19 protein-coding genes are annotated in these 22,810 nt (G+C 65.0%); 16 read left to right on the forward strand and 3 right to left on the reverse strand.

What is annotated here, in order from left to right:
• Window positions 1-15 precede the first annotated feature (15 nt).
• From AB4037_RS07530 to glnT, 6 genes are all read left to right on the forward strand, one after another.
• Window positions 16-717: a hypothetical protein gene (locus AB4037_RS07530; protein WP_434958449.1), complete on the forward strand. Its 702-nt coding sequence runs from the start codon at window positions 16-18 to the stop codon at window positions 715-717.
• A gap of 86 nt (window positions 718-803) precedes the next feature.
• Entirely contained in the window at window positions 804-1,115 is a 312-nt protein-coding gene (locus AB4037_RS07535) for a hypothetical protein (protein ID WP_441771070.1), read from the forward strand.
• A gap of 147 nt (window positions 1,116-1,262) precedes the next feature.
• Complete coding sequence (locus AB4037_RS07540) at window positions 1,263-2,159, forward strand: class II glutamine amidotransferase (protein ID WP_441771071.1); 897 nt, start codon at window positions 1,263-1,265, stop codon at window positions 2,157-2,159.
• Window positions 2,160-2,162: 3 nt separating this feature from the next.
• On the forward strand, window positions 2,163-2,891 hold the full coding sequence (locus AB4037_RS07545) for a protein GlxC (RefSeq protein ID WP_441771072.1): 729 nt from the start codon (window positions 2,163-2,165) through the stop codon (window positions 2,889-2,891).
• Window positions 2,892-2,981: 90 nt separating this feature from the next.
• Complete coding sequence (locus AB4037_RS07550; RefSeq protein ID WP_434958447.1) at window positions 2,982-4,307, forward strand: FMN-binding glutamate synthase family protein; 1,326 nt, start codon at window positions 2,982-2,984, stop codon at window positions 4,305-4,307.
• A 221-nt stretch (window positions 4,308-4,528) separates the two neighbouring features.
• Window positions 4,529-5,836 carry a type III glutamate--ammonia ligase gene (gene glnT, locus AB4037_RS07555; protein ID WP_441771073.1) on the forward strand — a complete coding sequence of 436 codons (1,308 nt, stop codon included), beginning with the start codon at window positions 4,529-4,531 and terminating at the stop codon, window positions 5,834-5,836.
• Window positions 5,837-5,926: 90 nt separating this feature from the next.
• Here glnT and AB4037_RS07560 read toward each other — a convergent pair whose 3' ends face one another.
• Window positions 5,927-7,951, reverse strand: a complete 2,025-nt coding sequence (locus AB4037_RS07560; protein WP_441771074.1) for an FUSC family protein — start codon at window positions 7,949-7,951, stop codon at window positions 5,927-5,929.
• Window positions 7,952-8,170: 219 nt separating this feature from the next.
• On the opposite strand from AB4037_RS07560, the gene AB4037_RS07565 reads away from it, so the two are divergent.
• Entirely contained in the window at window positions 8,171-9,088 is a 918-nt protein-coding gene (locus AB4037_RS07565) for a LysR family transcriptional regulator (RefSeq protein ID WP_441771075.1), read from the forward strand.
• Between the two features lie 9 nt (window positions 9,089-9,097).
• Here the strand turns inward: AB4037_RS07565 and AB4037_RS07570 are convergent, their stop codons facing one another.
• Together AB4037_RS07570 and AB4037_RS07575 are read right to left on the reverse strand one after the other, a co-directional pair.
• Window positions 9,098-10,048: an AEC family transporter gene (locus AB4037_RS07570; RefSeq protein WP_441771076.1), complete on the reverse strand. Its 951-nt coding sequence runs from the start codon at window positions 10,046-10,048 to the stop codon at window positions 9,098-9,100.
• 414 nt (window positions 10,049-10,462) lie between these two features.
• The gene (locus tag AB4037_RS07575) at window positions 10,463-11,701 is read right to left on the reverse strand and encodes an acyl-CoA dehydrogenase family protein (RefSeq protein WP_441771077.1); all 1,239 of its coding nucleotides are present in this window, start codon (window positions 11,699-11,701) and stop codon (window positions 10,463-10,465) included.
• 229 nt (window positions 11,702-11,930) lie between these two features.
• Between AB4037_RS07575 and AB4037_RS07580 the strand changes: the two genes are divergently transcribed.
• The 9 genes from AB4037_RS07580 to AB4037_RS07620 all read left to right on the forward strand — a co-directional run bounded on the left by AB4037_RS07580 (window position 11,931) and on the right by AB4037_RS07620 (window position 22,803).
• Window positions 11,931-13,355 (forward strand): LLM class flavin-dependent oxidoreductase, encoded by a 1,425-nt coding sequence (locus tag AB4037_RS07580; RefSeq protein ID WP_441771078.1) that lies wholly within the window; start codon window positions 11,931-11,933, stop codon window positions 13,353-13,355.
• A 5-nt stretch (window positions 13,356-13,360) separates the two neighbouring features.
• Complete coding sequence (locus AB4037_RS07585) at window positions 13,361-14,131, forward strand: ABC transporter ATP-binding protein (protein WP_434958440.1); 771 nt, start codon at window positions 13,361-13,363, stop codon at window positions 14,129-14,131.
• Window positions 14,132-14,140: 9 nt separating this feature from the next.
• The gene (locus AB4037_RS07590) at window positions 14,141-15,022 is read left to right on the forward strand and encodes a branched-chain amino acid ABC transporter permease (RefSeq protein WP_434958439.1); all 882 of its coding nucleotides are present in this window, start codon (window positions 14,141-14,143) and stop codon (window positions 15,020-15,022) included.
• A gap of 2 nt (window positions 15,023-15,024) precedes the next feature.
• Complete coding sequence (locus tag AB4037_RS07595) at window positions 15,025-16,092, forward strand: branched-chain amino acid ABC transporter permease (RefSeq protein ID WP_434958438.1); 1,068 nt, start codon at window positions 15,025-15,027, stop codon at window positions 16,090-16,092.
• A gap of 102 nt (window positions 16,093-16,194) precedes the next feature.
• Window positions 16,195-17,553, forward strand: coding sequence for an ABC transporter substrate-binding protein (locus AB4037_RS07600; protein WP_434958437.1), 1,359 nt, complete (start codon window positions 16,195-16,197; stop codon window positions 17,551-17,553).
• Window positions 17,554-17,748: 195 nt separating this feature from the next.
• A complete protein-coding gene (locus AB4037_RS07605; protein WP_441771079.1) occupies window positions 17,749-18,516 on the forward strand; it encodes an ABC transporter ATP-binding protein in 768 nt (255 codons plus the stop codon).
• A 345-nt stretch (window positions 18,517-18,861) separates the two neighbouring features.
• Window positions 18,862-19,623 (forward strand): FadR/GntR family transcriptional regulator, encoded by a 762-nt coding sequence (locus AB4037_RS07610; RefSeq protein ID WP_441771080.1) that lies wholly within the window; start codon window positions 18,862-18,864, stop codon window positions 19,621-19,623.
• Window positions 19,624-19,721: 98 nt separating this feature from the next.
• Window positions 19,722-20,705, forward strand: coding sequence for a substrate-binding domain-containing protein (locus tag AB4037_RS07615; protein ID WP_434958434.1), 984 nt, complete (start codon window positions 19,722-19,724; stop codon window positions 20,703-20,705).
• Window positions 20,706-20,907: 202 nt separating this feature from the next.
• A complete protein-coding gene (locus tag AB4037_RS07620) occupies window positions 20,908-22,803 on the forward strand; it encodes a sugar ABC transporter ATP-binding protein (protein WP_434958433.1) in 1,896 nt (631 codons plus the stop codon).
• The last annotated feature ends 7 nt before the right edge of the window (window positions 22,804-22,810 follow it).

Here is a 22,810-nt window from a genome sequence, read left to right on the forward strand (position 1 = left end):
GAGGAGGCGGCCAGCATGACTACTTTTGCGTTCCTCATCATCATCGTGGCGGGGCTTGCCGGCCTGTTCTGGCTGGTCAACCGCGAGAGGTCGGCGCTCTGGCGCCGGCGCAAGGCCCTGCTGGCCGATTGCCGCCCGCTGTTCGAGCGGGCGGAACAGGTGGATGGCGTCGCAGGTTTCCCCCGCCTCGCCGGCGAGATCGCCGGCCGCCGCGTTGTGGTGGAATTGCTACCCGACACCATGACGCTGCGGCGCTTGCCGCAGCTCTGGCTATCACTAACAGTGATGACGCCGCTGCCTGATGGTGCCGCTTTCGGTGCGCTGGCGCGCCCTTCCGGCAGCGAATTCTATGCACGCACGCCCGATCTGCCCGTGCGTCTCGAGCCGCCGATCGGCTTGCCCGAGGACGTGATGGTGCGAGGCCGGCGCCGCGGCGCTGCTTTCCTGGCCCAGGCGGAGCGGGCCGTTGCCGACCTCATGGCCGACGCCAGGGTCAAGGAAGTGCTGGTGATGCCGGCCGGCCTCAGGGTAATCTTCCAGGCCGCCGAGGGAAACCGGGGCCAGCATCTGCTGCTGCGCCAATGTGACTTTGGCGACGAACGCTTCGATCCCGCTCTGTTCATGCGGCTTTATGACGGTTTGGAGGAGATCGCCCGAACGCTGTTGCCCGCGGCGATGCTGGCGCAACTGCCCGAAACGCGCGGACAGCGGGCCTAAGAGGCTGTTCGCGAACGGTTTTGCGATTGGGCGGAGTCGCCAAGAATTACAACGATGTCCGCAATGACGATCAGACCGCAATCGTCATGCTTGAATCACCGCCCGAGGAGGCCGCCGTGGCCGCAGCCATGCTCGTGAAACCCTTTCACCCCTATGTCATCCTCATACTTGCCGTGGTGCTGCCGGGGGTCGGCCATGTCGCCCTCGGCCGCCAGATGCGCGGGCTGGGGTTTGCTTTCTTCACGCTCCTGTTTGCTTTCCTGAGCTGGCATCTGTCGACGCCGGAGACGTCTCCGATCGGTCGGATGGCCGGGGGGCTCTTCGTCTGGGCGCTTTCGGTTCCGGATGCCTATCGGGTGGCACGCCTGCGCTGGGAGCGCTGGCGTCATCAGGCTTGAGTCCCTGGTTTTTCACCTAGTTTCCTGTCAGGAAAATCCGATTCCTAAAAAATATTCCTCACAGGAAAAAAATGTTCAGGTGGATATTGCTGGCGCCTCAGGAAATTGCTAGCCTCCCTAAAATCAATCGCATGAAGGACCCGTGCTATGTGTGGCATTGTCGGCCTGTTTCTGAAGGATAAGAGCCTGGAGCCACAATTGGGTGCGCTCCTGTCCGGTATGCTCGCCACCATGTGCGACCGCGGCCCGGATTCGGCCGGGTTCGCGATCTATGGCGCGCCGCAAGCCGGCAAGGCCAAGATCACCGTGCAGTCGCCGGATGCGGCCAAGGATTTCGACGGGCTCGCGGCCCTGGTCGAGAAGGCTGTCGGTGGCAAGGTCTCCATCACGCCGAAGGACACCCACGCTGTCCTCACCCTCGATGCCGACAAGGCGGAAGCGGCGCGCGGGGCAATCAAGGCGGAGCGGCCTTCGATCCGCGTCATGGGTGCCGGCGAGGCGATCGAGATCTACAAGGAGGTGGGCTATCCCACCGAGGTCGCCAGGCGCTTCGGCCTGGCGGAGATGACCGGCAGCCACGGCATCGGCCACACCCGCATGGCGACGGAATCGGCGGTGACCACGCTCGGTGCCCACCCGTTCTCGACCGGTGCCGACGAGTGCCTGGTCCATAATGGCTCGCTGTCCAATCACAACAATCTGCGCCGCGAGCTCAAGCATGACGGCATGACCTTCGAGACCGAGAATGATTCCGAGGTCGCGGCCGCCTATCTGACCTGGCGCATGAATCAGGGTCTCAACCTGGGCGATGCCATGGAGAAGGGGCTCGACGATCTCGACGGCTTCTACACCTTCGTGGTCGGCACCAAGGACGGCTTCGGTGTCGTGCGCGATCCTGTCGCGTGCAAGCCGGCCGTGCTCGCCGAGACGGATCAGTATGTCGCCTTCGGTTCCGAATATCGCGCTCTGGTGAACCTGCCCGGCATCGAGGATGCCAAGGTGTGGGAGCCCGAGCCCGCCACCGTTTACTTCTGGGAGCGCTGAGGCATGGATCAACTTGCGAAAAAGGTCGCGAGCGTGAGTGTGGACGTTGAGAAGATCGATCTGGCCAAGACGCCGTTGCGCGAGCTCAATCAGGCGTTGCATGCTCTGAAGGCCGGTACCAACGCCACCTCCTGGGAGGTGAGCAATCCAAAGGGCTCGCACGCTTTGGCCGTCGGTGTCGACGCGCCTGTGCGCATCGATGTCAGGGGCAGCGTCGGCTATTACTGCGCCGGCATGAACAAGGAAGCCACCGTGGTCGTGCACGGCTCGGCTGGCCCCGGCGTGGCCGAGAACATGATGTCGGGCGAGGTCCGCATCAAGGGCGATGCCAGCCAATATGCCGGCGCCACCGGCAAGGGCGGCCTCCTGGTGATCGAGGGCAATGCCTCCTCGCGCTGCGGCATCTCGATGAAGGGCATCGACATCGTGGTGAAGGGCAATATCGGCCACATGTCCGCTTTCATGGCCCAGTCCGGCAATCTGGTGGTCTGCGGCGATGCCGGCGACGCCCTGGGCGATTCCATCTATGAGGCCCGGCTGTTCGTGCGCGGCAAGGTCAAGAGCCTGGGAGCCGACTGCATCGAGAAGGAGATGCGCCCCGAGCATCTCGAAATCCTGGCAGGGCTGCTGGCCAAGGCGGGCTTTGCCGACGCCAAGCCCGAGGAGTTCAAGCGCTACGGCTCCGCCCGTACGCTCTACAACTTCAACATCGACAATGCGGATGCGTACTGACCTGGGATCGCAGGCTTCCGGCCTGCTCTTCCCCTCTGCATCGACCGTTTCAAGAGCAGGCTACAGGCCTGCGATCCCAGGATTGACCTCATGAGCTATCACAATCCACCGACCGTTCCGCGCAAGTCCGCGACCTTCGACGATTACACCCTGTCCGAGATCCGCCGCGCTGCCACCACCGGCATCTATGACATCCGCGGCGGCGGCGCCAAGCGCAAGGTCCCGCATTTCGACGACCTGCTCTTTCTCGGCGCCTCGATCTCGCGCTATCCGCTCGAAGGCTATCGCGAGCGCTGCGCCACCAATGTCGTGCTCGGTTCGCGCTTCGCCAAGAAGCCCATCGAGCTGAAGATCCCGATCACCGTCGCCGGCATGAGCTTCGGCTCCCTGTCGGGCCGCGCCAAGGAAGCCCTCGGACGCGGCGCTTCGCTGGCAGGCACCTCGACCACCACGGGTGACGGCGGCATGACGCCGGAGGAGCGCGGCCAGTCCAAGACGCTGGTCTATCAATATCTGCCCTCGCGCTACGGCATGAATCCGGACGATCTGCGCAAGGCTGACGCCATCGAGGTGGTGGTTGGCCAGGGTGCCAAGCCCGGCGGCGGCGGCATGCTGCTTGGCCAGAAGATCTCCGACCGCGTCGCCCAGATGCGGACGCTGCCCAAGGGCATCGACCAGCGCTCCGCCTGCCGCCACCCCGACTGGACCGGGCCGGATGATCTCGAGATCAAGATCCTGGAGCTGCGCGAGATCACCGATTGGGAGAAGCCGATCTATGTGAAGGTCGGCGGCGCCCGTCCCTATTACGACGTGGCCCTGGCGGTGAAGGCCGGTGCCGACGTGGTGGTGCTCGACGGCATGCAAGGCGGCACGGCTGCCACCCAGGAAGTCTTCATCGAGAATGTCGGCCAGCCGACGCTCGCCTGCATCCGTCCCGCCGTGCAGGCGCTGCAGGATCTCAACATGCATCGCAAGGTGCAGTTGATCGTCTCCGGCGGCATCCGCAACGGCGCCGATGTCGCCAAGGCCTTGGCGCTCGGCGCGGACGCGGTGTCCGTCGGTTCGGCCGCCCTGATCGCCCTCGGCGACAACGACCCAGCGCTCGAGGACGAATATCGCAAGCTCGGCACCACGGCCGGCGCCTATGACGACTGGCACGAGGGCAGGGATCCGGCCGGCATCACCACCCAGGATCCCGAGCTGATGGAAAGGCTCGACCCCGTCAAGGCCGGCCGCCGCCTCGCCAATTATCTCAAGGTGATGACGCTGGAGGCCCAGACCATCGCCCGTGCCTGCGGCAAGAACCACGTCCACAATCTCGAGCCGGAAGATCTGTGCGCCCTCACCATCGAGGCCGCCGCCATGGCCCGCGTGCCGCTGGCCGGTACGAGCTGGATCCCCGGACAGGGCTTCTGACATCATGAAAGGGCGCCCGCCGGTAAGCGGGCGCCCTTTGCGTACTGCCATCCCCAGATGAAATCGGCTCTCCGGACGTCGGATTTCCCTGTGGGCTTCAAAGAGCCGAGCAGGCCTTCCGATCCCCCCGGATTAAAAAGGCATCAGGGCCGAAGCCATCGGAAATGACAGAATACCTCATAAATCAAAACGATAGACATCCCGAACCAGGAACTTTGACCATGACCCAGGATTTGGCGACGCTCGCTAGGGAAAAAGGCATTCGCTATTTTATGATTTCCTATACGGACCTGTTCGGCGCCCAGCGTGCCAAGCTGGTTCCGGCAGCAGCGATCGCCGACATGCAGAAGGACGGTGCCGGTTTTGCCGGCTTTGCCACCTTTCTGGACCTGACACCGGCCCATCCCGATCTTTTCGGCCTGCCCGATCCCAGCGCCGTCATCCAGCTGCCCTGGAAGAAGGAGGTTGCCTGGGTCCCCGCCGATTGCGTCATGGAAGACAAGCATGTCGGCCAGGCGCCGCGCGTGGTGCTCAAGAACGTCATGGCCAATGCGGCCAAGGAAGGGCTCTATGTGAAGACCGGCGTCGAGGCCGAGTTCTTCCTGATCGATGCCGACGGCACGGCCATCTCCGATGCCATGGATTGCGCCGCCAAGCCCTGCTACGACCAGCAGGCCCTGATGCGCCGCTATGATATCATCGCCGAGATCTGCGACTACATGCTGGAGCTCGGCTGGGGTCCCTATCAGAACGATCACGAGGACGCCAACGGCCAGTTCGAAATGAACTGGAACTTCGACGACTGCCTCATCACGGCCGACCGGCACTCCTTCTTCAAGTTCATGGTGCGCTCGGTGGCCGAAAAGCACGGCCTGCGCGCCACCTTCATGCCCAAGCCCTTCATGGGGCTGACCGGCTCGGGCTGCCATGCTCATATCTCGGTGTGGGACGAGACCGGCAAGGTCAACATGTTCTACGACAACAAGGACGAGATGGGCCTGTCGCGGCAGGGCTATCACTTCCTTGGCGGCATCATGAAGCACGCCGAAAGCCTGTCGGCGATCACCAATCCGACCGTGAACTCCTACAAGCGCATCAATGCGCCCCGCACCATCTCCGGCGCGACCTGGGCGCCGAATTCGGTGACCTGGACCGGCAACAATCGCACCCACATGGTGCGCGTGCCCGGCAAGGGGCGCTTCGAGCTGCGCTTGCCCGACGGTGCCGCCAACCCCTATCTGATGCAGGCAGTGATCGTCGCGGCCGGCCTCGACGGTATCCATTCCAAGGCCGATCCCGGCAAGCGCTACGACATCGACATGTACCAGCAAGGCCATACCGTGACCGACGCGCCCAAGCTGCCGCTGAACCTGCTCGACGCCCTGCGCAATTTCGACGGGGACGAGTCGCTGAAAGCCGCTCTGGGCAATGACTTCTCGGCTGCCTATCTCAAGCTCAAGCGTCAGGAGTGGAACAGCTACGCCAGCCATCTGACCCAGTGGGAGCGCGACCACACGCTCGACATCTGATTGCCGCGGGCAGACCAGAAACACCAAGGGCGCCGGAACCATCCGGCGCCCTTCTTTTTTGGAATGGCTCGCAGAGGCCTGTGCTGCCTTTCACCCCTTCAGAAACGCGGCCTGTTCGGTGGCTTCGCGCGCGATTTCCTGCAGCAGCACGGCGCCTCGATGCAACTCGCGCGAGGCAGGGCTGCCCGTCCGCCTGGCCTGCCGCATCAGATGCGCCGCCGCCTGCCGGGCGGCCCGTGCCAGGATGTGCGGATCGGCGGCGGCAAGGCGGCGCAACACGGCGCGAACCGGTCGCATGGTGCCTTTGCGGGTCTGCGCCAGCCGGTCGAGATCCATGGCGGCCGCGCCGATGGTCAGGCTTGCCAGCATGCCGGCCATGTCCCGATCCATCACAGCGGCGGGCAGGGTTTTTTCGGCCGCAAGCTGCCGGCCGAAACGGTCGGCGGTCCGGCTGAACCATTCCGCCGCGGTCCAGAACCCCGGGGTGCTGCCGATCAGGGAGAGATCGCGCCGGATGGCCCGGTGCAGGCGGCGTCGCGTCGCCTGGACATTCGGCGGGAACAGCAAGGCGAAAGCCAGCGTGCCGCAGGCGATGCCGGCCACCAGTGTCATGCCGCCGTTGAAGAAACCGGCGGCTTCAGTACGGACTTCGTTGCTCGGCCCGACGAGGTCCCAGAAGAAGATGGCAAAGCTCGCGGCGGGGGCCGCCGTGCGTGGATGGCGCATGGCGATCCCGGCGGGAACCATGAACAGGCTGACCAAGGCAGCGAGCAAGGGAAAGCTCGAAATCATCGGGATCAGCGCGAAATTGCAGATGGCGCTGGCGGCAAAGGCCCAGCCTGTACCCTTCAGGAAGCCGAGACCGGCGGCAACCGGATTGTCCCGCGTGGCGAACAGGGCGCAGACCACGCTGACGATGGTGACGAAACCCGAGCCGGTGGGCGCTGCCGTCAGGATCCAGGCGGCCGAGGCGAGCAGGACGGCCGCAATAGCGCGGATGCCGTTATGCAGCGCAGCGGTCAAGTCGATGTGGAAGGCGAAGTCGAGGCGCGAGGGAGGCGGTTCCGGGCGGGCCAGGAGAGCCTGGCGCGCCAGGGCCGTCTGCAGGGAAGAGAGCAGCGCATCGAGCCTGTCATACAGGAACAGCCGCTCGTTCCCGCCTTCGCCTCGATCATCGGAGCAGGCGAAGGCTGCACCAAGGCCCCCGCGCAAGGCGGCAATTGGGGTCTGCTCGTTGGTGCTGCCATTGGCGACGGCCTGCAGCAGGGCGGAAATTTCAGCCAGGAGAATACCGCTCTGGCCGTCCCGCCGGGCCAGATAGTCCCGCAGGCTGTGCGCGGCGGCGAGCTGGGCCAGGGTTGCGCTCGCAGCTGCGCGCACATGCCCGAGAGCGCCACGTGCGACAGCGGAGGCGGACGCGGCATATTCGGCCGTGGTGTCCAGGGCCAGGGCCTTGGCGAAGAGGCGCTGCAGCGCCGGTGTTGCCGCCGCCTCGCCGCCGAGGGCACGGGCGCAGATACCGGCGGCTTGCCGGATATAGGCGTCGAGGCCTGCGCGGACATCGTCCAGGGGCCGGGAGGGAGCAAGGATGGCGCTCAGCGTTGCCTCCACCCCGATGCCGAGCAGGATGTAGATGAGGCGCGCCTCGGCGACGTCGAAGATCTGCGAGGGGTTGGCAGCCGCATCCAGGGTGATGATCGCCGCGGTATAGCCGGCCAGCACGGCGCCATAGGCGCGGAAATTCCGCAGCGCCGTGGCGACGCCGGTGCACAGCCCGACCCAGACGGCGAGCGCGCAGAGAAGCAATTCCGGCGCCTGGGCGAACAGCGCTGTGAGGGAGACAGCGATGCCCGTTCCCGCGAAGGTGCCGAGGACGCGATAGCGCGCCTTCGACAGCGTCATGCCGCGGCTGCCCTGGGCCACGATCCATACCGTCATGGCCGCCCATTTCGGGCTGTCCAGATTGATCAGGAAGGCGATGTAGAGCGCGATCAGCGAGGCAGCCGTCGTTCTCAACGCAAACGCGATGCTGCTCCAGCTGGTGCCGGGCGGTGCCTGGGTCAGCCGCGTCCAGAAGGGCGTCGGCCCATGCGTGGACGTGGACAGGGCGGTCATGGGAACGCTTATAGCGCGGGACCGGGAATGGAATAACTATGGCTATCTGGCAAAAACTATTGCTGAATATGGAATAATTCCGAGAGTCATTGAAAATGACTCTCGGCACCTTCTGGTGATTTTCGCCAAATCTTTGATTTGATGTCGAAAACGCCAGGTGTCCAAGCCGAGAATGCGTCAGCATTTTCGAGGCTTGGCATGATTCCATTGGAGTGCCGATTGCACAATCTCCAGAGCCTTTGGATCTTTCTGCGCGTGGTCGAAAGGGGCGGTTTCACCGCTGCGGCGAGCCAGCTCGGTCTGCCGCTCAGCACGGTGAGCCGGCGCGTCACGGCGCTCGAGGAGGATCTCGGCGTGCGCCTGCTCAACCGGACGACGAGGCGCGTGTCGCTCACCGAAGCCGGACGGGATTTCTATGAGCGCTGCAGCCTCGCGGAGGAGATCCTGGAGGAAGCCGATCTGTCGGTCCGCTCCTTGAGGACCGAACCGGAGGGCACGCTGCGGCTGCTGGTTCCCTATGCCCTTGGCCTGATTGCGCTGGAGCCGGCCCTGGAAGAGTTTCGGCGCCGCTATCCCAGGATCAGGCTGGCGCTGACCTTCGATAACCATCCGCTCGATCTGGTGGAGCACGGCTTCGACGTGGCGCTGCGGACTGGCGTTCTGCCCGATTCAAGCTATGTCGCCCGGCGGCTGGGGCGATCACGGGCCCGCCTGCTCGCGAGTCCCGGCTATCTCGATCGGGCGGGGCGCCCCGCCTCGCCGCAGGATCTCTCCGGCCATGCCGTGCTGGCCCATGGCCAGGGCGAGCTCCTGACCACCTGGCGGCTGAGAAGCAAGGCCGGAAGCGAAGTCGAGGTCGCCGTCCGCCCGATCCTGATGTCGAACGAATCCGACACCATCATCCGCCAGATGCTCAAGGGCGCCGGCATTGCCCTGGTGTCCACCCGGCTGATGGCCAATCGGGCGGGAGACCAGCCCTTCGAGATCGTCCTACCGGACTGGCATCGGGCCGAGGATGCCGAAGTCTGGGCGCTCTATTCCAAGCGCGCCACGCGTGACCGCAAGATACAGGCCTTCGTCGAATTCGCGGCCGAGATCTTCGCGCCCTGGACCCGGAATCCAGACGAGGAGGTCTGAGGAGACGCCTCAACCCAGCAGCGCGGTAGCGATCTCGAGCCAGAGCGCGGTGGTCACCACGGAAAACGCCGTCGCGATGGTGATCTGGTTGGAAGCCAGGGATTGCTCTGTCTTGAGCTGGATCGCGATCAAATAGGAGTTCACGCCCGACGGCAGGCTCGCCGCAGCCACGGCCACCTTGGCCGGGAAGGGCGGCAAGCCGAACAGCCAGGCTGCGCCGAGGGCCACCGCCGGCATCAGCAGCAGTTTCAGGCCGGACAGGACCAGCGCCGGCTTGAGATTGCCGGTTAGCCCGAACTTCTTCAGGCCGAGGCCCATGGCGAACAGGGCGATCGGCCCGGCCACGTCGGCGAGAGCATCGACGAAGCGATTGGCGATAGCAGGCAGGGGAAGCCCGCCCGCCCGCCAGGCCAGGCCGGCGAAGATGCCGATGATCAGGGGATTGGTGAGCAGCCTGCCCAGGAAGTCGCGGATAACAGCCAGAGGATGCAGCGGCTCCTGGCGCCGTGGCCCGAGCCAGTGGAACAGCAGGATCGAGGCCATCAGCATGGTAGGCAGATGCACCGAGATGATCAGAGACAGGATCTCGAAGCCTTCATTGCCGAAGACGCCGAGCATGAAGGGAATGCCGAGCAGCACCAGATTGGAGAAGGCGGCGGAGACGCCGCCGATCACCCCGGCCTGGCCATCGCGCCGGAACAGGCGGGTGGTCGCGAGATGGCCGGCGATCCAGGCCACGATGACGGCGGTGAAATAGGTGGCCCATAACTGCCAGGGTGCCGAGCCGTGGAAGCTCGAGGTGACCATGGTGCGGAACAGCAGCAGCGGCAGTGCCACGCGGACGGCGAAATCGGAAAGGGCGTCGCCGGTCTCGGGTTTGAGATAGCCGCTCGCCCCCGCGCCATAGCCGAGCGCGACCAGGCCGAAGACGAACAGCACGGTTTCGACCAGAGGCGACATCGGCTCCTTGGGGCTTTCGAGTGGCGGCGTGGCGCCGCCTCATTCTGTCCCAAGATCTCGCAATGCCCGGTGATTCCGTCAAATGGCGAGCGGAAATGGTTGGCTCCCCGAAGGTCGTCGAACCAGTCTTCATGCTCGATTCAGGCCGGCTGGCGTGGCGTCTCGATTGACCGACTAAGGCGAAGAAATCCTTCCCCGGTTTCGGGGAAGGTGGACCGGCAGAGCCGGGCCGGATGGGGGCGAGTGGCGCGATTTTGCAACTATGCAGCCTCCGCAGCACCACTCTCCCCCTACCGTCGCTGCTGCGCAGCGCCACCTTCCCCGAACCCGGGGAAGGATGTCTGCGCTCTTTGTGCCTATGCCGGCGCTGGTGAGTACAGTGAGGTGGCGTCTGTTTGGGGCGCTTTCGCCCCTTCACACCTGCCCGATGCGCCATTGATAGGGCGGCGGCGTGCCGTTGACGGCAAAGTCCCCGATGATCCGGTCCTTGTAGATGCGCGGATTATGCGAGGAGAGCGTGCGTGCATTGCGCCAGTGGCGGTCGAGAGCGGCGGAGCGCAGCGTGGCGGAGGCGCCGAGCGCGTCGAAAACGATGGTGGAGGCATCGAGGATCAGGGTGGTGACCACGGTCTGGGCCTGCGCCACCTCGAGCTCGGCGATGGCATTCGCCTCTTCCTCCGCCGCGGCGTCGCCGGCAAAGCGGGTATCGAAGGCGCGCTGCACGGCTTCGGCGGCCTTGAGCACGATGGCGCTGGCGCAATAGGCCGCGCTGCGGATCCGGCCGACCACCTGCAGTACCTGGGCATCCTCGCTGGGACGCGGGGAGGGGGCGTTGGAATAGCTGCGGCGGCGGGCCTTCACCGCCTTGGCGACGTCGTCGCTGGCGGCGCGACCGATACCCGCGAGCGTCGCCAGATGCACGAGCTGATAGAAGGCGGCCGAATATTTGAAGCGGTCATCGTCGATGACGACATCGGCGGGGTCGACGGGCGCGTCGGTGAAGGTGGTGGTACCGCTGGCGGTGAGGATCTGGCCGAAGCCGTCCCAATCGTCGATCACGTCGACGCCCGGGGCATGGCGGGCAACCACCGCGGAAAGCGACTGGCCTTCCTCACCACTGGCGCCGATATCGATCCAGTCGGCGAAGAGGGAACCGGTTGTGTAATATTTGGCGCCCGTGACGGAAGCTGCCTTGCCGTCCCTGAGCTTCACGATGGTGGAGAAGGCCGCCTGCTTGGCTTCGCCGATCTCCGTCCAGGCACTGCCGGCGATCTCCCCGCGGGAGAGGCGCGGCAGCCAGCGGTCGCGGCGATCCTGCGCGCGGGCGTTGACGATGTCCTCGGCAAAGCCGAAATGGGCGCGCAGGGCCTGCGTGACGTTGGAATCGGCGTGAGACAGCTCGATCAGCAGGGCGAAGAGCTGTGGCAGGTTGGCGCCGAAGCCGCCCTCCTTCTCCGGCACACGCAGGGCGCCGAAGCGGGCATCCTTGAGCCAGCCGATCGGCTCGTGCGGCAAGGTCCGATTGAGTTCCCGTTCGACGGCGCCCTCGCGGATGCGATCGAAAACCGGGCGGAAATTGGCGGCGAGTTCCTCATAGTTGCGACCTGGCCCATTGCCCCAACCCGCCGTCACTGTCGATGCCTTCTGTGTCATCTATCTGATTCTCTTAGCTTTTATCGAACGATCCGATACCGGCGCGGCTGCCTGCCCAGTCTGCCGTAGCATCGATCCGGACTATTTTGTATATATTCTCTATAAAAATACTAGACATTTAGTTTGGAGGGCGTTTTCATACGCCCTGACCGATGCGGTAGCCGGGTGCGGCCCCGCCGCTGTTTCAGAGCCGCGACGCCGCCGCTGTTTTCAGATTTGGAGATTGGGAATGCCCCGCCAGATACGCTTCAACGCCTTCGACATGAATTGCGTGGGCCACCAATCGCCGGGCCTGTGGGCGCATCCGCGCGACAAATCGTGGAAATACAAGGATCTCGACTACTGGCAGGATCTGGCGCGGACGCTGGAGAAGGGCATCTTCGATGGCATCTTCATCGCAGACGTCATCGGTTATTACGACGTCTACAAGGGCTCGAACTACCACGCCCTCCACCAGGCGGCGCAGATCCCGGTCAACGATCCTCTCCAACTGGCGGCGCCGATCGCGCTGGCCACCGAGCATCTGGGCATCGGCATCACCGCATCGACCTCCTTCGAGCATCCCTATACCTTCGCCCGGCGCCTCGCCACGGCCGATCATCACTCCAAAGGGCGCGTCGGTTGGAACATCGTCACCTCCTATCTGGAGAGCGGGGCCAAGAATATCAGCCAGGGCGGCCTGCGCCAGCACTACAACCGCTACGAAGTCGCCAGCGAATATGTCGAGGTGCTCTACAAGCTGCTGGAAGGCTCCTGGGAGGAAGGGGCGGTGCGGCGCGACCGTGAAAACCGCATCTTCACCGATCCCGACAAGGTCCATGAGATCGGCCACAAGGGCAAATATTTCGAGGTGCCCGGCTACCAACTTACCGAACCCTCGCCGCAACGCACGCCGGTGCTCTACCAAGCCGGTGCCTCGGGGCCGGGCAAGGCCTTTGCCGCGGGCCACGCCGAATGCGTCTTCGTGGCGGCGCCGACCAAGTCGCTGCTGAAGGCCTATGTCGCCGATATCCGCCGCCAGGCCGCGGCTGCCGGCCGAGATCCGCGCAAGATCCTGATCTACAACCTCACCACGGTGATCGTCGACGAGACCGAGGCCAAGGCACAGGCCAAGTTCAAGGACTATGAATCCTATACGTCCTATGATGGCTCGCTGGTCTTCCTCTCCGGCTGGAGCGGCATCGATTTCGGCCAATATGCGCCCAGCGATCCGATCAAGAAGGTCGAGACCAACGCCATCATCTCGGTGGTCGAGCATTTCGCCGGCGAGGACAAGACCTGGACCATGGAGGAGCTGGCGCGCTGGGGCGGCATTGGCGGCCTCGGCCCGGTTTTCGTCGGTTCGGCTTCCCATATCGCCGATACGCTGCAGGAATGGGTCGAGGAGACCGATGTCGACGGCTTCAACCTCGCTTATGCGGTGACGCCCGAGAGCTTCGAGGACGCCGTCGGCTATCTCGTGCCGGAGCTGCAGAAGCGCGGGGCCTATCCCACCGCCTACAAGCCGGGCACCCTTCGCGAGAAGCTGTTCGGCGAAGGTCCCTATCTGCCGGCCAGCCATCCCGCCCATGCCTATCGCGACATTGAAGCCGTGAAGCGCCGCGAGGCTGACGAACGCGAGGCCGGTGTCTCCCGCCTCGCCACCGGACGGTGATGCCGATGCCGGCGCCTCTCCTGCAGCTTCAGGACGTCTCCTTGTCTTTCAAGGGCGTCAGCGCCCTGAGCCGGCTGAGCTTTTCGGTCGAGCAAGGGGAGATCTGCGCGCTGATCGGGCCCAACGGCGCCGGCAAGAGTTCCCTCCTCAATGTGATCAACGGTGTCTACCGGGCCGACGAAGGCGATGTCGTTTTCGACGGCGCCAGATTCGAGGCTATTCATCCCTACAAGGCGGCTCATCTCGGCATTGGCCGGACCTTCCAGCACAATGCCTTGTTCGACCGGCTGAGCGTCGTCGAAAACGTCAAGGCGGGGCTGGCGCGCTGGGGTCGCGCGACCTTTGTGGAGAATATCTTCCGGGTAGGGCGGGATGCGGCGGAGCGCTGGCGCTTCGAAGCGCGGACACATGAGATCCTGGCTTTTCTCGGCCTGGAGCGCCATGCCAACACGATCGTATCCACATTGCCCTATGGCCTGCAGAAGCGCGTCGACCTCGCCCGCGCTTTGGCGGCCTGGCCGAAATTGCTGCTCCTGGACGAGCCCATGGCCGGCATGAACCAGGAGGAAAAGCAGGCGATGAGCCGGCTCATCGCCGATGTGAACCTCAAGCTCGGCACCACCGTCGTGCTGATCGAGCACGATATCGGCATTGTCATGGGCCTCGCCCACCACGTCGTCGTGCTCGATTACGGCCGCAAGGTCGGCGATGGCACGCCCGATGCTGTGCGCGAAAATCCCGATGTCATCGCCGCCTATCTCGGCACGGTTCACTGAGGGATCGCCATGACCTTCTTCCTCGAAACCCTGATCGGCGGCCTGCTGGCCGGTGTGATGTACGGCCTCGTCGCGATCGGCTTCGTGTTGATCTACAAGGCCTCCGGCGTCTTCAATTTTGCTCAAGGGTCCATGCTGCTGTTCGCCACGCTCACTTTCGTGACGCTGGTCGAGCGCGAGGTGCCGTTCTGGGCGGCGATCCTGCTGACCGTCGCGGTGATGGTGCTCGGCGCGGTGCTGATCGAGCGCCTGGTCCTGCGGCCTCTGGTCAATCGCGATGCGCTGACCCTGTTCATGGCAACCCTCGGCCTTACCTTCGTGATCGAGGGGCTGGCGCAGTTGCTGATGGGCTCGGACGTGCACATGCTCGACCTCGGCATTGACGACGTGCCGATCTCGGTCGCGGGCCTCTCGATCAGCCAGTTCGATCTCTTCGTCTCCGGCGGCGCCCTCGTCCTGGTCGTGGTGCTTTCCATCCTGTTCGACCGCACCCGCATGGGCATTTCGCTGAGGGCCGTCGCCGACGACACGCTCGCCGCCCAGTCGATCGGCATCCGCCTGCCGACGATCTGGCGCATCGTCTGGAGCGTGGCCGGCATCGTCGCTCTGGTCGCCGGGCTGGTCTGGGGCGCCCGGCAGGGCGTGCAATATTCGCTGTCGCTGGTGACGCTGAAGGCCCTGCCGGTGCTGATCATCGGCGGCTTCTCCTCCGTGCCGGGTGCCATCGTCGGCGGTCTCCTAGTCGGCGCTGCCGAAGCCCTGGCCGACATCTATCTGGGGCCGCTGCTGCAGGGCAGCGTGTCGACTTGGTTCGCCTATATCCTCGCCGTGGCCTTCCTGCTGGTGCGTCCGGCGGGGCTGTTCGGCGACCGCGCTATCGAAAGGGTCTAGCGATGTCCCTCCTATCGCAATCCGGCGAAGGCCTTGTCCTGACTCAGGGGCGCAGCCTCAATCCCCGAATCTTCGCCGTCGCGGGCGCGCTGGCGGCAGCCTTCGTGGTCGTGCCCCTCCTCGCCAGCGATTACTGGCTTTCCTCCATCATCATCCCCACCCTCGTGATGGGCGTGGCCGGCCTCGGCCTCAACCTCCTGATGGGCTATACCGGGCTGGTGTCGCTCGGCTCCGCCGCCTTCATGTCGGTCGGCGCCTTTGCAAGCTACAATCTCCTGCTGCGCGCCCCGTTGCTGCCGCTGCCCGTGGTGCTGGTGCTGGCAGGCCTGATCGCGGCGGCGGCGGGCATCGTCTTCGGCCTGCCGAGCCTGCGCATCAAGGGCTTCTATCTCGGCGCCTCGACGCTGGGCGCCCAGTTCTTCTTCGAATGGCTGTTCACCAACTACAACTGGTTTTCGAATGGCAGCCAGTCCCTCACCGTCTCGGCGCCGCGGCTACAATTCCTCGGCCATGACCTCTCCTCGGCCACCGGGCGCTATCTCCTCGTGGCGGTGACGGCGGCCGCGCTGATCGCCTTTGCCCATGCGGTGGTCAAGAGCCGCGTCGGACGCGAATGGATGGCGATCCGCGACATGGATACGGCCGCCTCGGTGATCGGCATCCATGTCGCCAGCCGCAAGCTCCTGTCCTTTGCCATCAGCTCCTTCGTCTGCGGCATTGCCGGCGCGCTCTGGGCCTTCGGCTATCTCGGCACGGCGGACGCCCATGCCTTCAACCTGGACAAGTCCTTCCAGGTGCTGTTCATCGTGCTGATCGGCGGCACCGCCACCCTTGCCGGCAATTTCCTTGGCGCAGCCTTCATCGTGCTGATGCCGATCCTGCTCGACCGCCTCGCCCCGCTCACCGGCCTGCAGTTCCTGGCGGACCAGGGGGCGCTCGCCAATATCCAGCACATCATCTTCGGCGTGATCATCATCGCGCTGCTGATCAAGGAACCGGAAGGACTCGCTCGCCTGGTGAGGCGGATCCGCTTGCCGCGGCGGCGGTCGGCAGCCACGACCGGGGACTGAACAAGCCTCCCCAACAGATTTGCATCCCGGAAGGGCGGAAGCGTTTTCCGCCAAAGGGAGAGCTTTGCCCTCGAACATCCCAACCGAATGGAGACGAACCGGATGTCATCCTCCCTCATCAAGGCCCTCGCACTGGCGACCGGGCTCGGCTTTGCAGGTGTTGGCCTGGCCGCTCTTGCGGCCGCCGGCCCCGCTGCGGCCCAGGACCACAAGAATGAGCAGCTCTATCCGCTCTTCACCTATCGTACCGGTCCCTATGCGCCCTCTTTCATCCCCTTCGGCGCCGGAAACCGGGACTATTTGACCTATATCAACGAGGTCGAAGGCGGGGTCGACGGCGTCAAGATCCTGATCCAGGAATGCGAGACGGCCTATACGATCGAGCGGGGCATCGAATGCTACGAGCGCTACAAGAACGGCTATGACGGCGCGCCGACGGCGGCGATCTATCCCCACTCCAGCGGCCTGGACGTGGCGCTCACCGACAAGGCGCGCATCGACAAGGTGCCGATCGTCTCGCCGGGCGGCGGCCAGAACATCGCCACCGACGGGCGGGTCTTTCCCTATCAATATCCGCTGATCTTCGACTATTGGAGTGAAGCCCAGATTATCGTCGACTATATCGCCCAGAAATCAGGCGGCTACGACAAGCTCAAGGGCGTCAAGATCGCCACGCTCTATCACGACTCCGGCTATGGCCGCGATACGATCGAGCCGCTTGGCATTCTCGCTAAGAAATACGGCTTCACCGACATTCAGATCCCGGTACCCCACCCCGGCGAGCAGCAGCAGGCGCAGTGGCAGCAGATCCGCAGTGCGGGTGCCGACTGGGTGTTCCTGCGCGGCTGGGGCGTGATGACGCCGGTGGGGATCAAGACGGCCGCGCGCGTGGGGTTCCCGGCCGATCGCATCATCGGCGACATCTGGAGCGGCTCGGAGGACGATGCCCGCCCGGCCGGCGGCGCCGCCAAGGGCTATCTCGCCGTCTCGGTGTTTCCGCCCGGAACCGACTACGCTATCCTCAAGACGCTGAAGGAGAAGATCGTCGACGCCGGCAAGAGCGATCTCAAGGACAAGAGCAAGTTCGGCACGGTCTACTACAATTACGGGGTGATCGAGGCGATCACCTTCGTGGAGGCCCTGCGCGTCGGCCACAAGAAGTTCGGAAACCGCCCCCTCACCGCTGAGGAGGGCCGCTGGGCCCTGGAAAACCTCAACATCGATGACAAGCGCATCGCCGAACTGGGCGCGCAGGGCCTGATCTCCCCCCTCAAGACCTCGCCGGCGAACCACAAGGGCGAGACCGTCGCGGCCAAGATCATCCAGTGGGATGGCAAGTCCTGGACCACGCTGACAGACTGGATCAAGGCCGATGCCTCGCTCTTTGCTGAGACCATCCGCGCCAAGGCCGCTGCCTATGCCCAGGAGAAGGGCATCACGCCGGTGGCCGAGACCAACTGAGCGGGCCGGGCCTGCCCGGACACGAAAAAGCACGAACCTTTGTCATGCCCGGGCTTGACCCGGGCATCCAGAAACCCGGTGCCGAAAGGCTGGCTGCATTGCCGGGGCAAGCCGGGAATGAAAAAGGTCGCGCTTGTTCCGGAATGGCCCCGCTCAACACGACGACGGGACGTCGCCCTCGGGGAGATAGATGCGATGAACGAACCATCCGCGGCGCTGCGCGCAAACGACATTCTCGCCGTCGCAGGCATCGAGGTGCATTACCAGGCAATCCTGGCTGTCAGGGACGTGTCCCTCACCGTCGGTGATGGCGCCGTGGTTGCGCTGCTCGGCGCCAATGGTGCGGGCAAATCGACCACGCTGAAAGCGATCTCTAACCTGCTCGGGCCGGAACGAGGTACCGTCACGCGCGGCAGCATCAACTGGCGGGGCGAACCGGTCAGCCGCCTGACGCCGTCCGTACTGGTGGCCCGCGGCGTGGTGCAGGTGCTGGAAGGGCGCCACTGCTTTCCCCAGCTCACGATAGAGGAGAATCTTCTTTCCGGCGCCTTCCTGCGTCGCCCGGGGCGGCGGCAGATCGCCCAGGATATCGAGCAGATCTATGCCTGGTTCCCCCGCCTGAAGCATAAGCGCCGCACCAAGACCGGCCTGACCTCCGGGGGCGAGCAGCAGATGGCGGCGATCGGGCGAGCCTTGATGACCAAGCCGAAACTGGTACTGCTCGACGAGCCTTCCATGGGCCTCGCACCGATCGTGGTGCAGGAGATCTTCGAGATTATCCGCACGCTCAATCGCGAGCAGGGGGTGAGCTTCCTGGTGGCCGAGCAGAACGCCGCGCTGGCGCTGCGCCACGCCGACTATGGCTATATTCTCGAGAACGGCCGCGTCGCCGCTTCCGGACTGGCCGCCGACCTCGCGGCGCGCGAGGATGTGAAGGCCTTCTATCTCGGCGGTGCCAAGTAGGTTCCCGAGATTGGACAGGGTTCCAGGCAGAGGCAAATTCTTTATCCTCCCCTGGAGGGGGAGGGTCGACGCGGAGCGTCGGGGTGGGGTGACTCTTCCTGGAAAAAGTGATCTCGATCGTCATGACCAGCGTCATCTCACCCCACCCCGGCCTTTCAGGCCGACCCTCCCCCTCCAGGGGAGGGTAAAGAATTTGCGCTGTGATCCCAGGCTCATCTCGCCGCCCCCCACTCGTCAGACCATTACCCATCTACCGCTTGACAGCCTGCCGAAAACTTGGCCTAACTGGTCTGCTGGCTGGTCCAGTAGATCAGATGCCGAGCGTCGTTCCCAAGCGCCATTCCGATGACCCTGCCCACTGCCCTTTCGGTGTTCGAACGCGTGCCCGAGCTGCGCCACGGCGTGGTCAGGCGCAATGTGCGCGAATTGGTCGCCGACAAGATCGCCTCCCTGATTGCGGCGGGCATGCTGCAGGTCGGCGAGACCCTGCCGAGTGAGCGCGATCTCGCCGCGGCCCTGCAGGTCAGCCGCGAGACGGTGCGCGGGGCGCTACAGACCCTGGCCGCCCGCGACATCATCGCCATTTCGCAAGGCGCGCGCACCCGCGTGCTCAGTGCCGAGGTCGGTTCGCTGGCGATTGGTGCGCGCGAGCCGAAACTGATCAATAGCTACGATATCGAGGCCATCCATGCCGCCCGCCTGCTGGTGGAGCGCCCGGTGGTGGAAGAGGCGGCGCGGCGCATCGACGACGAGACCCTGGTCATGCTCGACGCCTCGTTGGAAACGCAGCGCGAGGCCCTCGACGATCCCGTCCGCTTCCTGATCTGCGATCGCGAGTTCCACGCCGCGATCTATCGGTCCTGCGGCAACGATCTCCTCGCTGACTTCGTCGTCGATCTCTATTTCTATGCCATGGCGCACCGGCGCAAGGCCGTGTCGCGGTCCGGCGCAATCGCGCAAAGCTGCCAGGACCATGCCGCCATCCTGGCGGGGCTGCACGCCCGGGATCCCAGGGCTGTCGTCGAAGCCTTCGGCATTCATCTCGACCGGATCTATGCCAGTACGCGCTCCATCCTCGAGGAGGAGGCTGCGCTGTCGCACACGTGAAACGGGCCCGTGAAAGAAGGTCCGGTTTCCAAGACAAAGAGCCTGTAACGGCCGGAAGAGAACCACAGGAGCCGCCCGAGGGCGGGAGGGAGGACAACATGAAGAGAAGAACGTTCCTGCAGCTTGCCGCCGGCGCCGCCTTTGTCGGCACCGGCAGCTTCGGCTTCCAGCCGGCGCGCGCCGCCGGCAAGGACATCGTCTATCTGACGCCGGGTCTCGATTTGCCGTTCTGGCGCTATCTCGCCAAGGGCGTCGAATCTGCCGCCAAGGCCAAGGGCTACGGTTTCCAGGCACTCGATTCCCACAACAGCCCGCAGACGCAGCTGCAGAATGCCCAGGACTCGATTGCCAAGGGCGTGGCGGGTATCGTGATCTCGCCGACCGATTCCTCCACCGCGCCGAGCGTGCTGGCGCTCGCCGCCAAGGCGGGCATCCCGGTGGTGATCGGCGATATCGGCACCAATAGCGGCGACTACGCCTCCTTCATCATCTCCAATAACTATGACGGCGCCAAGGGTGTGGGCGAGGCGCTGGCCGCCGCGCTCAAGGCCAAGGGCTGGGAAGGCGGCTCGGTTGGCCTCATCACCATTTCCCAGGCCCGCAAGAACGGCCAGGCCCGCACCAAGGGCTTCCGAGACGGCCTTGCGGCCGGCGGCTGGACCGGCAAGGAGGCGGGGCTGCAGCAGATGCAATCCTATACGACGGACGAGACCTTCAAGTTCACGCAGGACATGCTGACCGCCAATCCGGACATGCGCGGCCTGTTCATCCAGACCGACCAGCCGGCCCTCGGTGCCCTGCGCGCCATCAAGGCGGCACGGCGGGGATCGGACCTGCTGGTCGCGGCCTTCGACGGCATCCCCGAATTCGTCGATCTCCTCAAGTCCAAGCAGATCGTCGCCTCCGGCATGCAGCAGCCCTATCTGATGGGCCAGAAGTCGGGCGAGGCCCTGCTGGCCAAGCTTGCCGGCGGCTCTGTGGAGAAGGAGGTCTCGGTGCCGATCCTGGTGGTGACCAGCGAGAACATCGACAAGGAGCTGCCCATCGTGAAGGAGACGGTGTTCGCCAACGAGATGAAGTGAGCGTTCTTGCCGGTGTTCGGGGGCGGTTTGTCATTGCCGGGCTTGACCCGGCAAGCCAGGCCGTCGGGGGCTGGCGCCGAAACTCTGGATGCCCGGGTCAAGCCCGGGCATGACAAGCGCGGCGCCATTCTCGTTGCCGATCAGATCATGACTTATTCTCAATCGTCACGCTTTCACACCGGAATACCCTCGGATCGATCGTATGAACGTGCAGCCCACTCTCGCGCCGGCGGAGCCTCTACTGGTCGCCACCGGCATCGCCAAGACCTTCGACCGCACCCGCGCTTTGGCGGGGGCTGGCTTCGAGCTGCGCGCGGGTGAAGTCCACGGCCTGCTCGGCGCCAATGGTGCCGGCAAGTCGACGCTGTCCAAGGTGATCTCAGGCCATGTCAGGCCGGACGAGGGGGACCTCGTCTATCGCGGCCGCTCGGTGCGCCTGCGTTCCACCCGCGACGCGCTCGATATCGGCATCGCCATCGTGATGCAGGAGACGAGCCTGGTGCCGGATCTTACCGTCGCCGAGAACATCTTCCTGCCCGAGCTCGGCCGGCCGGGTCGCTTGTCCTATTCGGCGCTGCATCGGCGCGGGGCCGAACTGCTTTCGGTGCTCGGCCAGGGCGATGCGCTACCCCTCGATGTGGAGGTTAGGCGCCTGTCGGCGGCCCAGCGCCAGCTCGTCGAGATCGCCAAGGCGCTCGGCGTCAACGCCAAGCTGATCATTTTCGACGAGCCGACCTCCTCGCTCAGCCCAAGCGAGGTCGAGCGCCTGTTCGACATCATGACGCGGCTCAGGGCGGATGGGCGCGGGCTCGTCTTCGTCTCGCATCGACTCGAGGAAGTCTTCGCCATCACCGATCGCGTCACCATCATGCGCGAGGGGCGCACGGTGGCGGCATCGCTCGCCACCGCCAGCCTGAGCCAGGCCGAACTCATCCGTCACATGGTCGGCCAGGATGTCGGTGCCATCTATGCGCGGGACGCGGCCGGGACGGCCAAGGACGCCCCGGTTGCACTGGAGGTCAAGGGACTGGCGACGCCGCCTCTGGTGCGTGACGTCTCCTTCCAGGTCCGCCACGGCGAGATCCTGGGGCTGGGCGGCCTGGTCGGCGCCGGGCGCTCGGAGACCGTGGAGGCCATTTTCGGCCTGAGGCCGCGTAGTGCGGGCAGCATCCTCGTCGACGGCAAGCCGATCGATCCGCGCAAGCCTGCGCAAGCGGTGAGGGCCGGCATCGGCTTCGTGGCCGAGGACCGGCGGTCCCAGAACATCGTGCCCGATCTGTCGGTGAAGGAGAATTTGCTGCTCGCCCATCTCGGCGCGCACAAGGGCTTCGGCCTCGGCTATCGCAGCCGCGAGAAAGCCGTCGATGCGCTCCTCAAGAGCCTTGGCCTGCCGCCAGACCGGCTGCTCGACGCCAACATGCTCAACTTCTCGGGCGGCATGCAGCAGAAGATCATCATCGCACGCTGGCTGCTGCTCGAGCCGCGCGTGTTGATTCTCGACGAACCCACCAAGGGCGTGGATATCGGCACGCGCGCTTCCATCTATGCCATCCTGCGCGACATTGCCGCCAAGGGCGTCGCCGTGGTGGTGGTGTCTTCCGATTTCGAGGAATTGCTGGGGCTCTCGCACCGTATCGTCGTCATCAGCGACGGCTATAGCGTCGCCGACCTGCCTGCCGATCTGCTCGACGAGGAAAAGCTCACTTTGCTGGCGGCGCCGCGCACCTCGATGGCTGGCAACACCGAGGTCCTGCGCGGCCTCACGGGCGAATGCGGCGGCGCCGGCTTCTGGGCCCTGATCGACCAGGACCGCCTGATCTGCCTCAACCTCGTCATGGCGGACAAGGCGGCGGATCCGGGCTTTGCGGCGGGCGAGGTGAAATCACTGTCCGCGACCTGCATCGCCGCGGCGCTTGCCGGGCGCGAACCCGTCTTCACGCCCGAAGCCGACGGCTCGCGCTCGACCCTGCTCCTGCCGATCGTCAGTCCGCGCGGGCACGATCTCGGCTGGGTCGGCCTCACTCTGCCGCAGGGTGCTGCCCTGCCATCGCCCGAAATCGTCCGCAGCCGTGTCGCCAAGCTCGCTGCGACGCCCTGACCTCTCG

The organism is Labrys sp. KB_33_2, assembly GCF_052114505.1.
GTDB lineage: Bacteria > Pseudomonadota > Alphaproteobacteria > Rhizobiales > Labraceae > Labrys.

What these genes read in the sequence shown, in the direction of transcription:
- AB4037_RS07530 (WP_434958449.1), top strand. Translation starts at nt 16, where the DNA reads ATGACTACTTTTGCGTTCCTCATCATCATCGTGGCGGGGCTTGCCGGC.
- AB4037_RS07535 (WP_441771070.1), top strand. Translation starts at nt 804, where the DNA reads ATGCTTGAATCACCGCCCGAGGAGGCCGCCGTGGCCGCAGCCATGCTC.
- AB4037_RS07540 (WP_441771071.1), top strand. Translation starts at nt 1,263, where the DNA reads ATGTGTGGCATTGTCGGCCTGTTTCTGAAGGATAAGAGCCTGGAGCCA.
- AB4037_RS07545 (WP_441771072.1), top strand. Translation starts at nt 2,163, where the DNA reads ATGGATCAACTTGCGAAAAAGGTCGCGAGCGTGAGTGTGGACGTTGAG.
- AB4037_RS07550 (WP_434958447.1), top strand. Translation starts at nt 2,982, where the DNA reads ATGAGCTATCACAATCCACCGACCGTTCCGCGCAAGTCCGCGACCTTC.
- glnT (WP_441771073.1), top strand. Translation starts at nt 4,529, where the DNA reads ATGACCCAGGATTTGGCGACGCTCGCTAGGGAAAAAGGCATTCGCTAT.
- AB4037_RS07560 (WP_441771074.1), bottom strand. Translation starts at nt 7,951, where the DNA reads ATGACCGCCCTGTCCACGTCCACGCATGGGCCGACGCCCTTCTGGACG.
- AB4037_RS07570 (WP_441771076.1), bottom strand. Translation starts at nt 10,048, where the DNA reads ATGTCGCCTCTGGTCGAAACCGTGCTGTTCGTCTTCGGCCTGGTCGCG.
- AB4037_RS07575 (WP_441771077.1), bottom strand. Translation starts at nt 11,701, where the DNA reads ATGACACAGAAGGCATCGACAGTGACGGCGGGTTGGGGCAATGGGCCA.
- AB4037_RS07580 (WP_441771078.1), top strand. Translation starts at nt 11,931, where the DNA reads ATGCCCCGCCAGATACGCTTCAACGCCTTCGACATGAATTGCGTGGGC.
- AB4037_RS07585 (WP_434958440.1), top strand. Translation starts at nt 13,361, where the DNA reads ATGCCGGCGCCTCTCCTGCAGCTTCAGGACGTCTCCTTGTCTTTCAAG.
- AB4037_RS07590 (WP_434958439.1), top strand. Translation starts at nt 14,141, where the DNA reads ATGACCTTCTTCCTCGAAACCCTGATCGGCGGCCTGCTGGCCGGTGTG.
- AB4037_RS07595 (WP_434958438.1), top strand. Translation starts at nt 15,025, where the DNA reads ATGTCCCTCCTATCGCAATCCGGCGAAGGCCTTGTCCTGACTCAGGGG.
- AB4037_RS07600 (WP_434958437.1), top strand. Translation starts at nt 16,195, where the DNA reads ATGTCATCCTCCCTCATCAAGGCCCTCGCACTGGCGACCGGGCTCGGC.
- AB4037_RS07605 (WP_441771079.1), top strand. Translation starts at nt 17,749, where the DNA reads ATGAACGAACCATCCGCGGCGCTGCGCGCAAACGACATTCTCGCCGTC.
- AB4037_RS07610 (WP_441771080.1), top strand. Translation starts at nt 18,862, where the DNA reads ATGACCCTGCCCACTGCCCTTTCGGTGTTCGAACGCGTGCCCGAGCTG.
- AB4037_RS07615 (WP_434958434.1), top strand. Translation starts at nt 19,722, where the DNA reads ATGAAGAGAAGAACGTTCCTGCAGCTTGCCGCCGGCGCCGCCTTTGTC.
- AB4037_RS07620 (WP_434958433.1), top strand. Translation starts at nt 20,908, where the DNA reads ATGAACGTGCAGCCCACTCTCGCGCCGGCGGAGCCTCTACTGGTCGCC.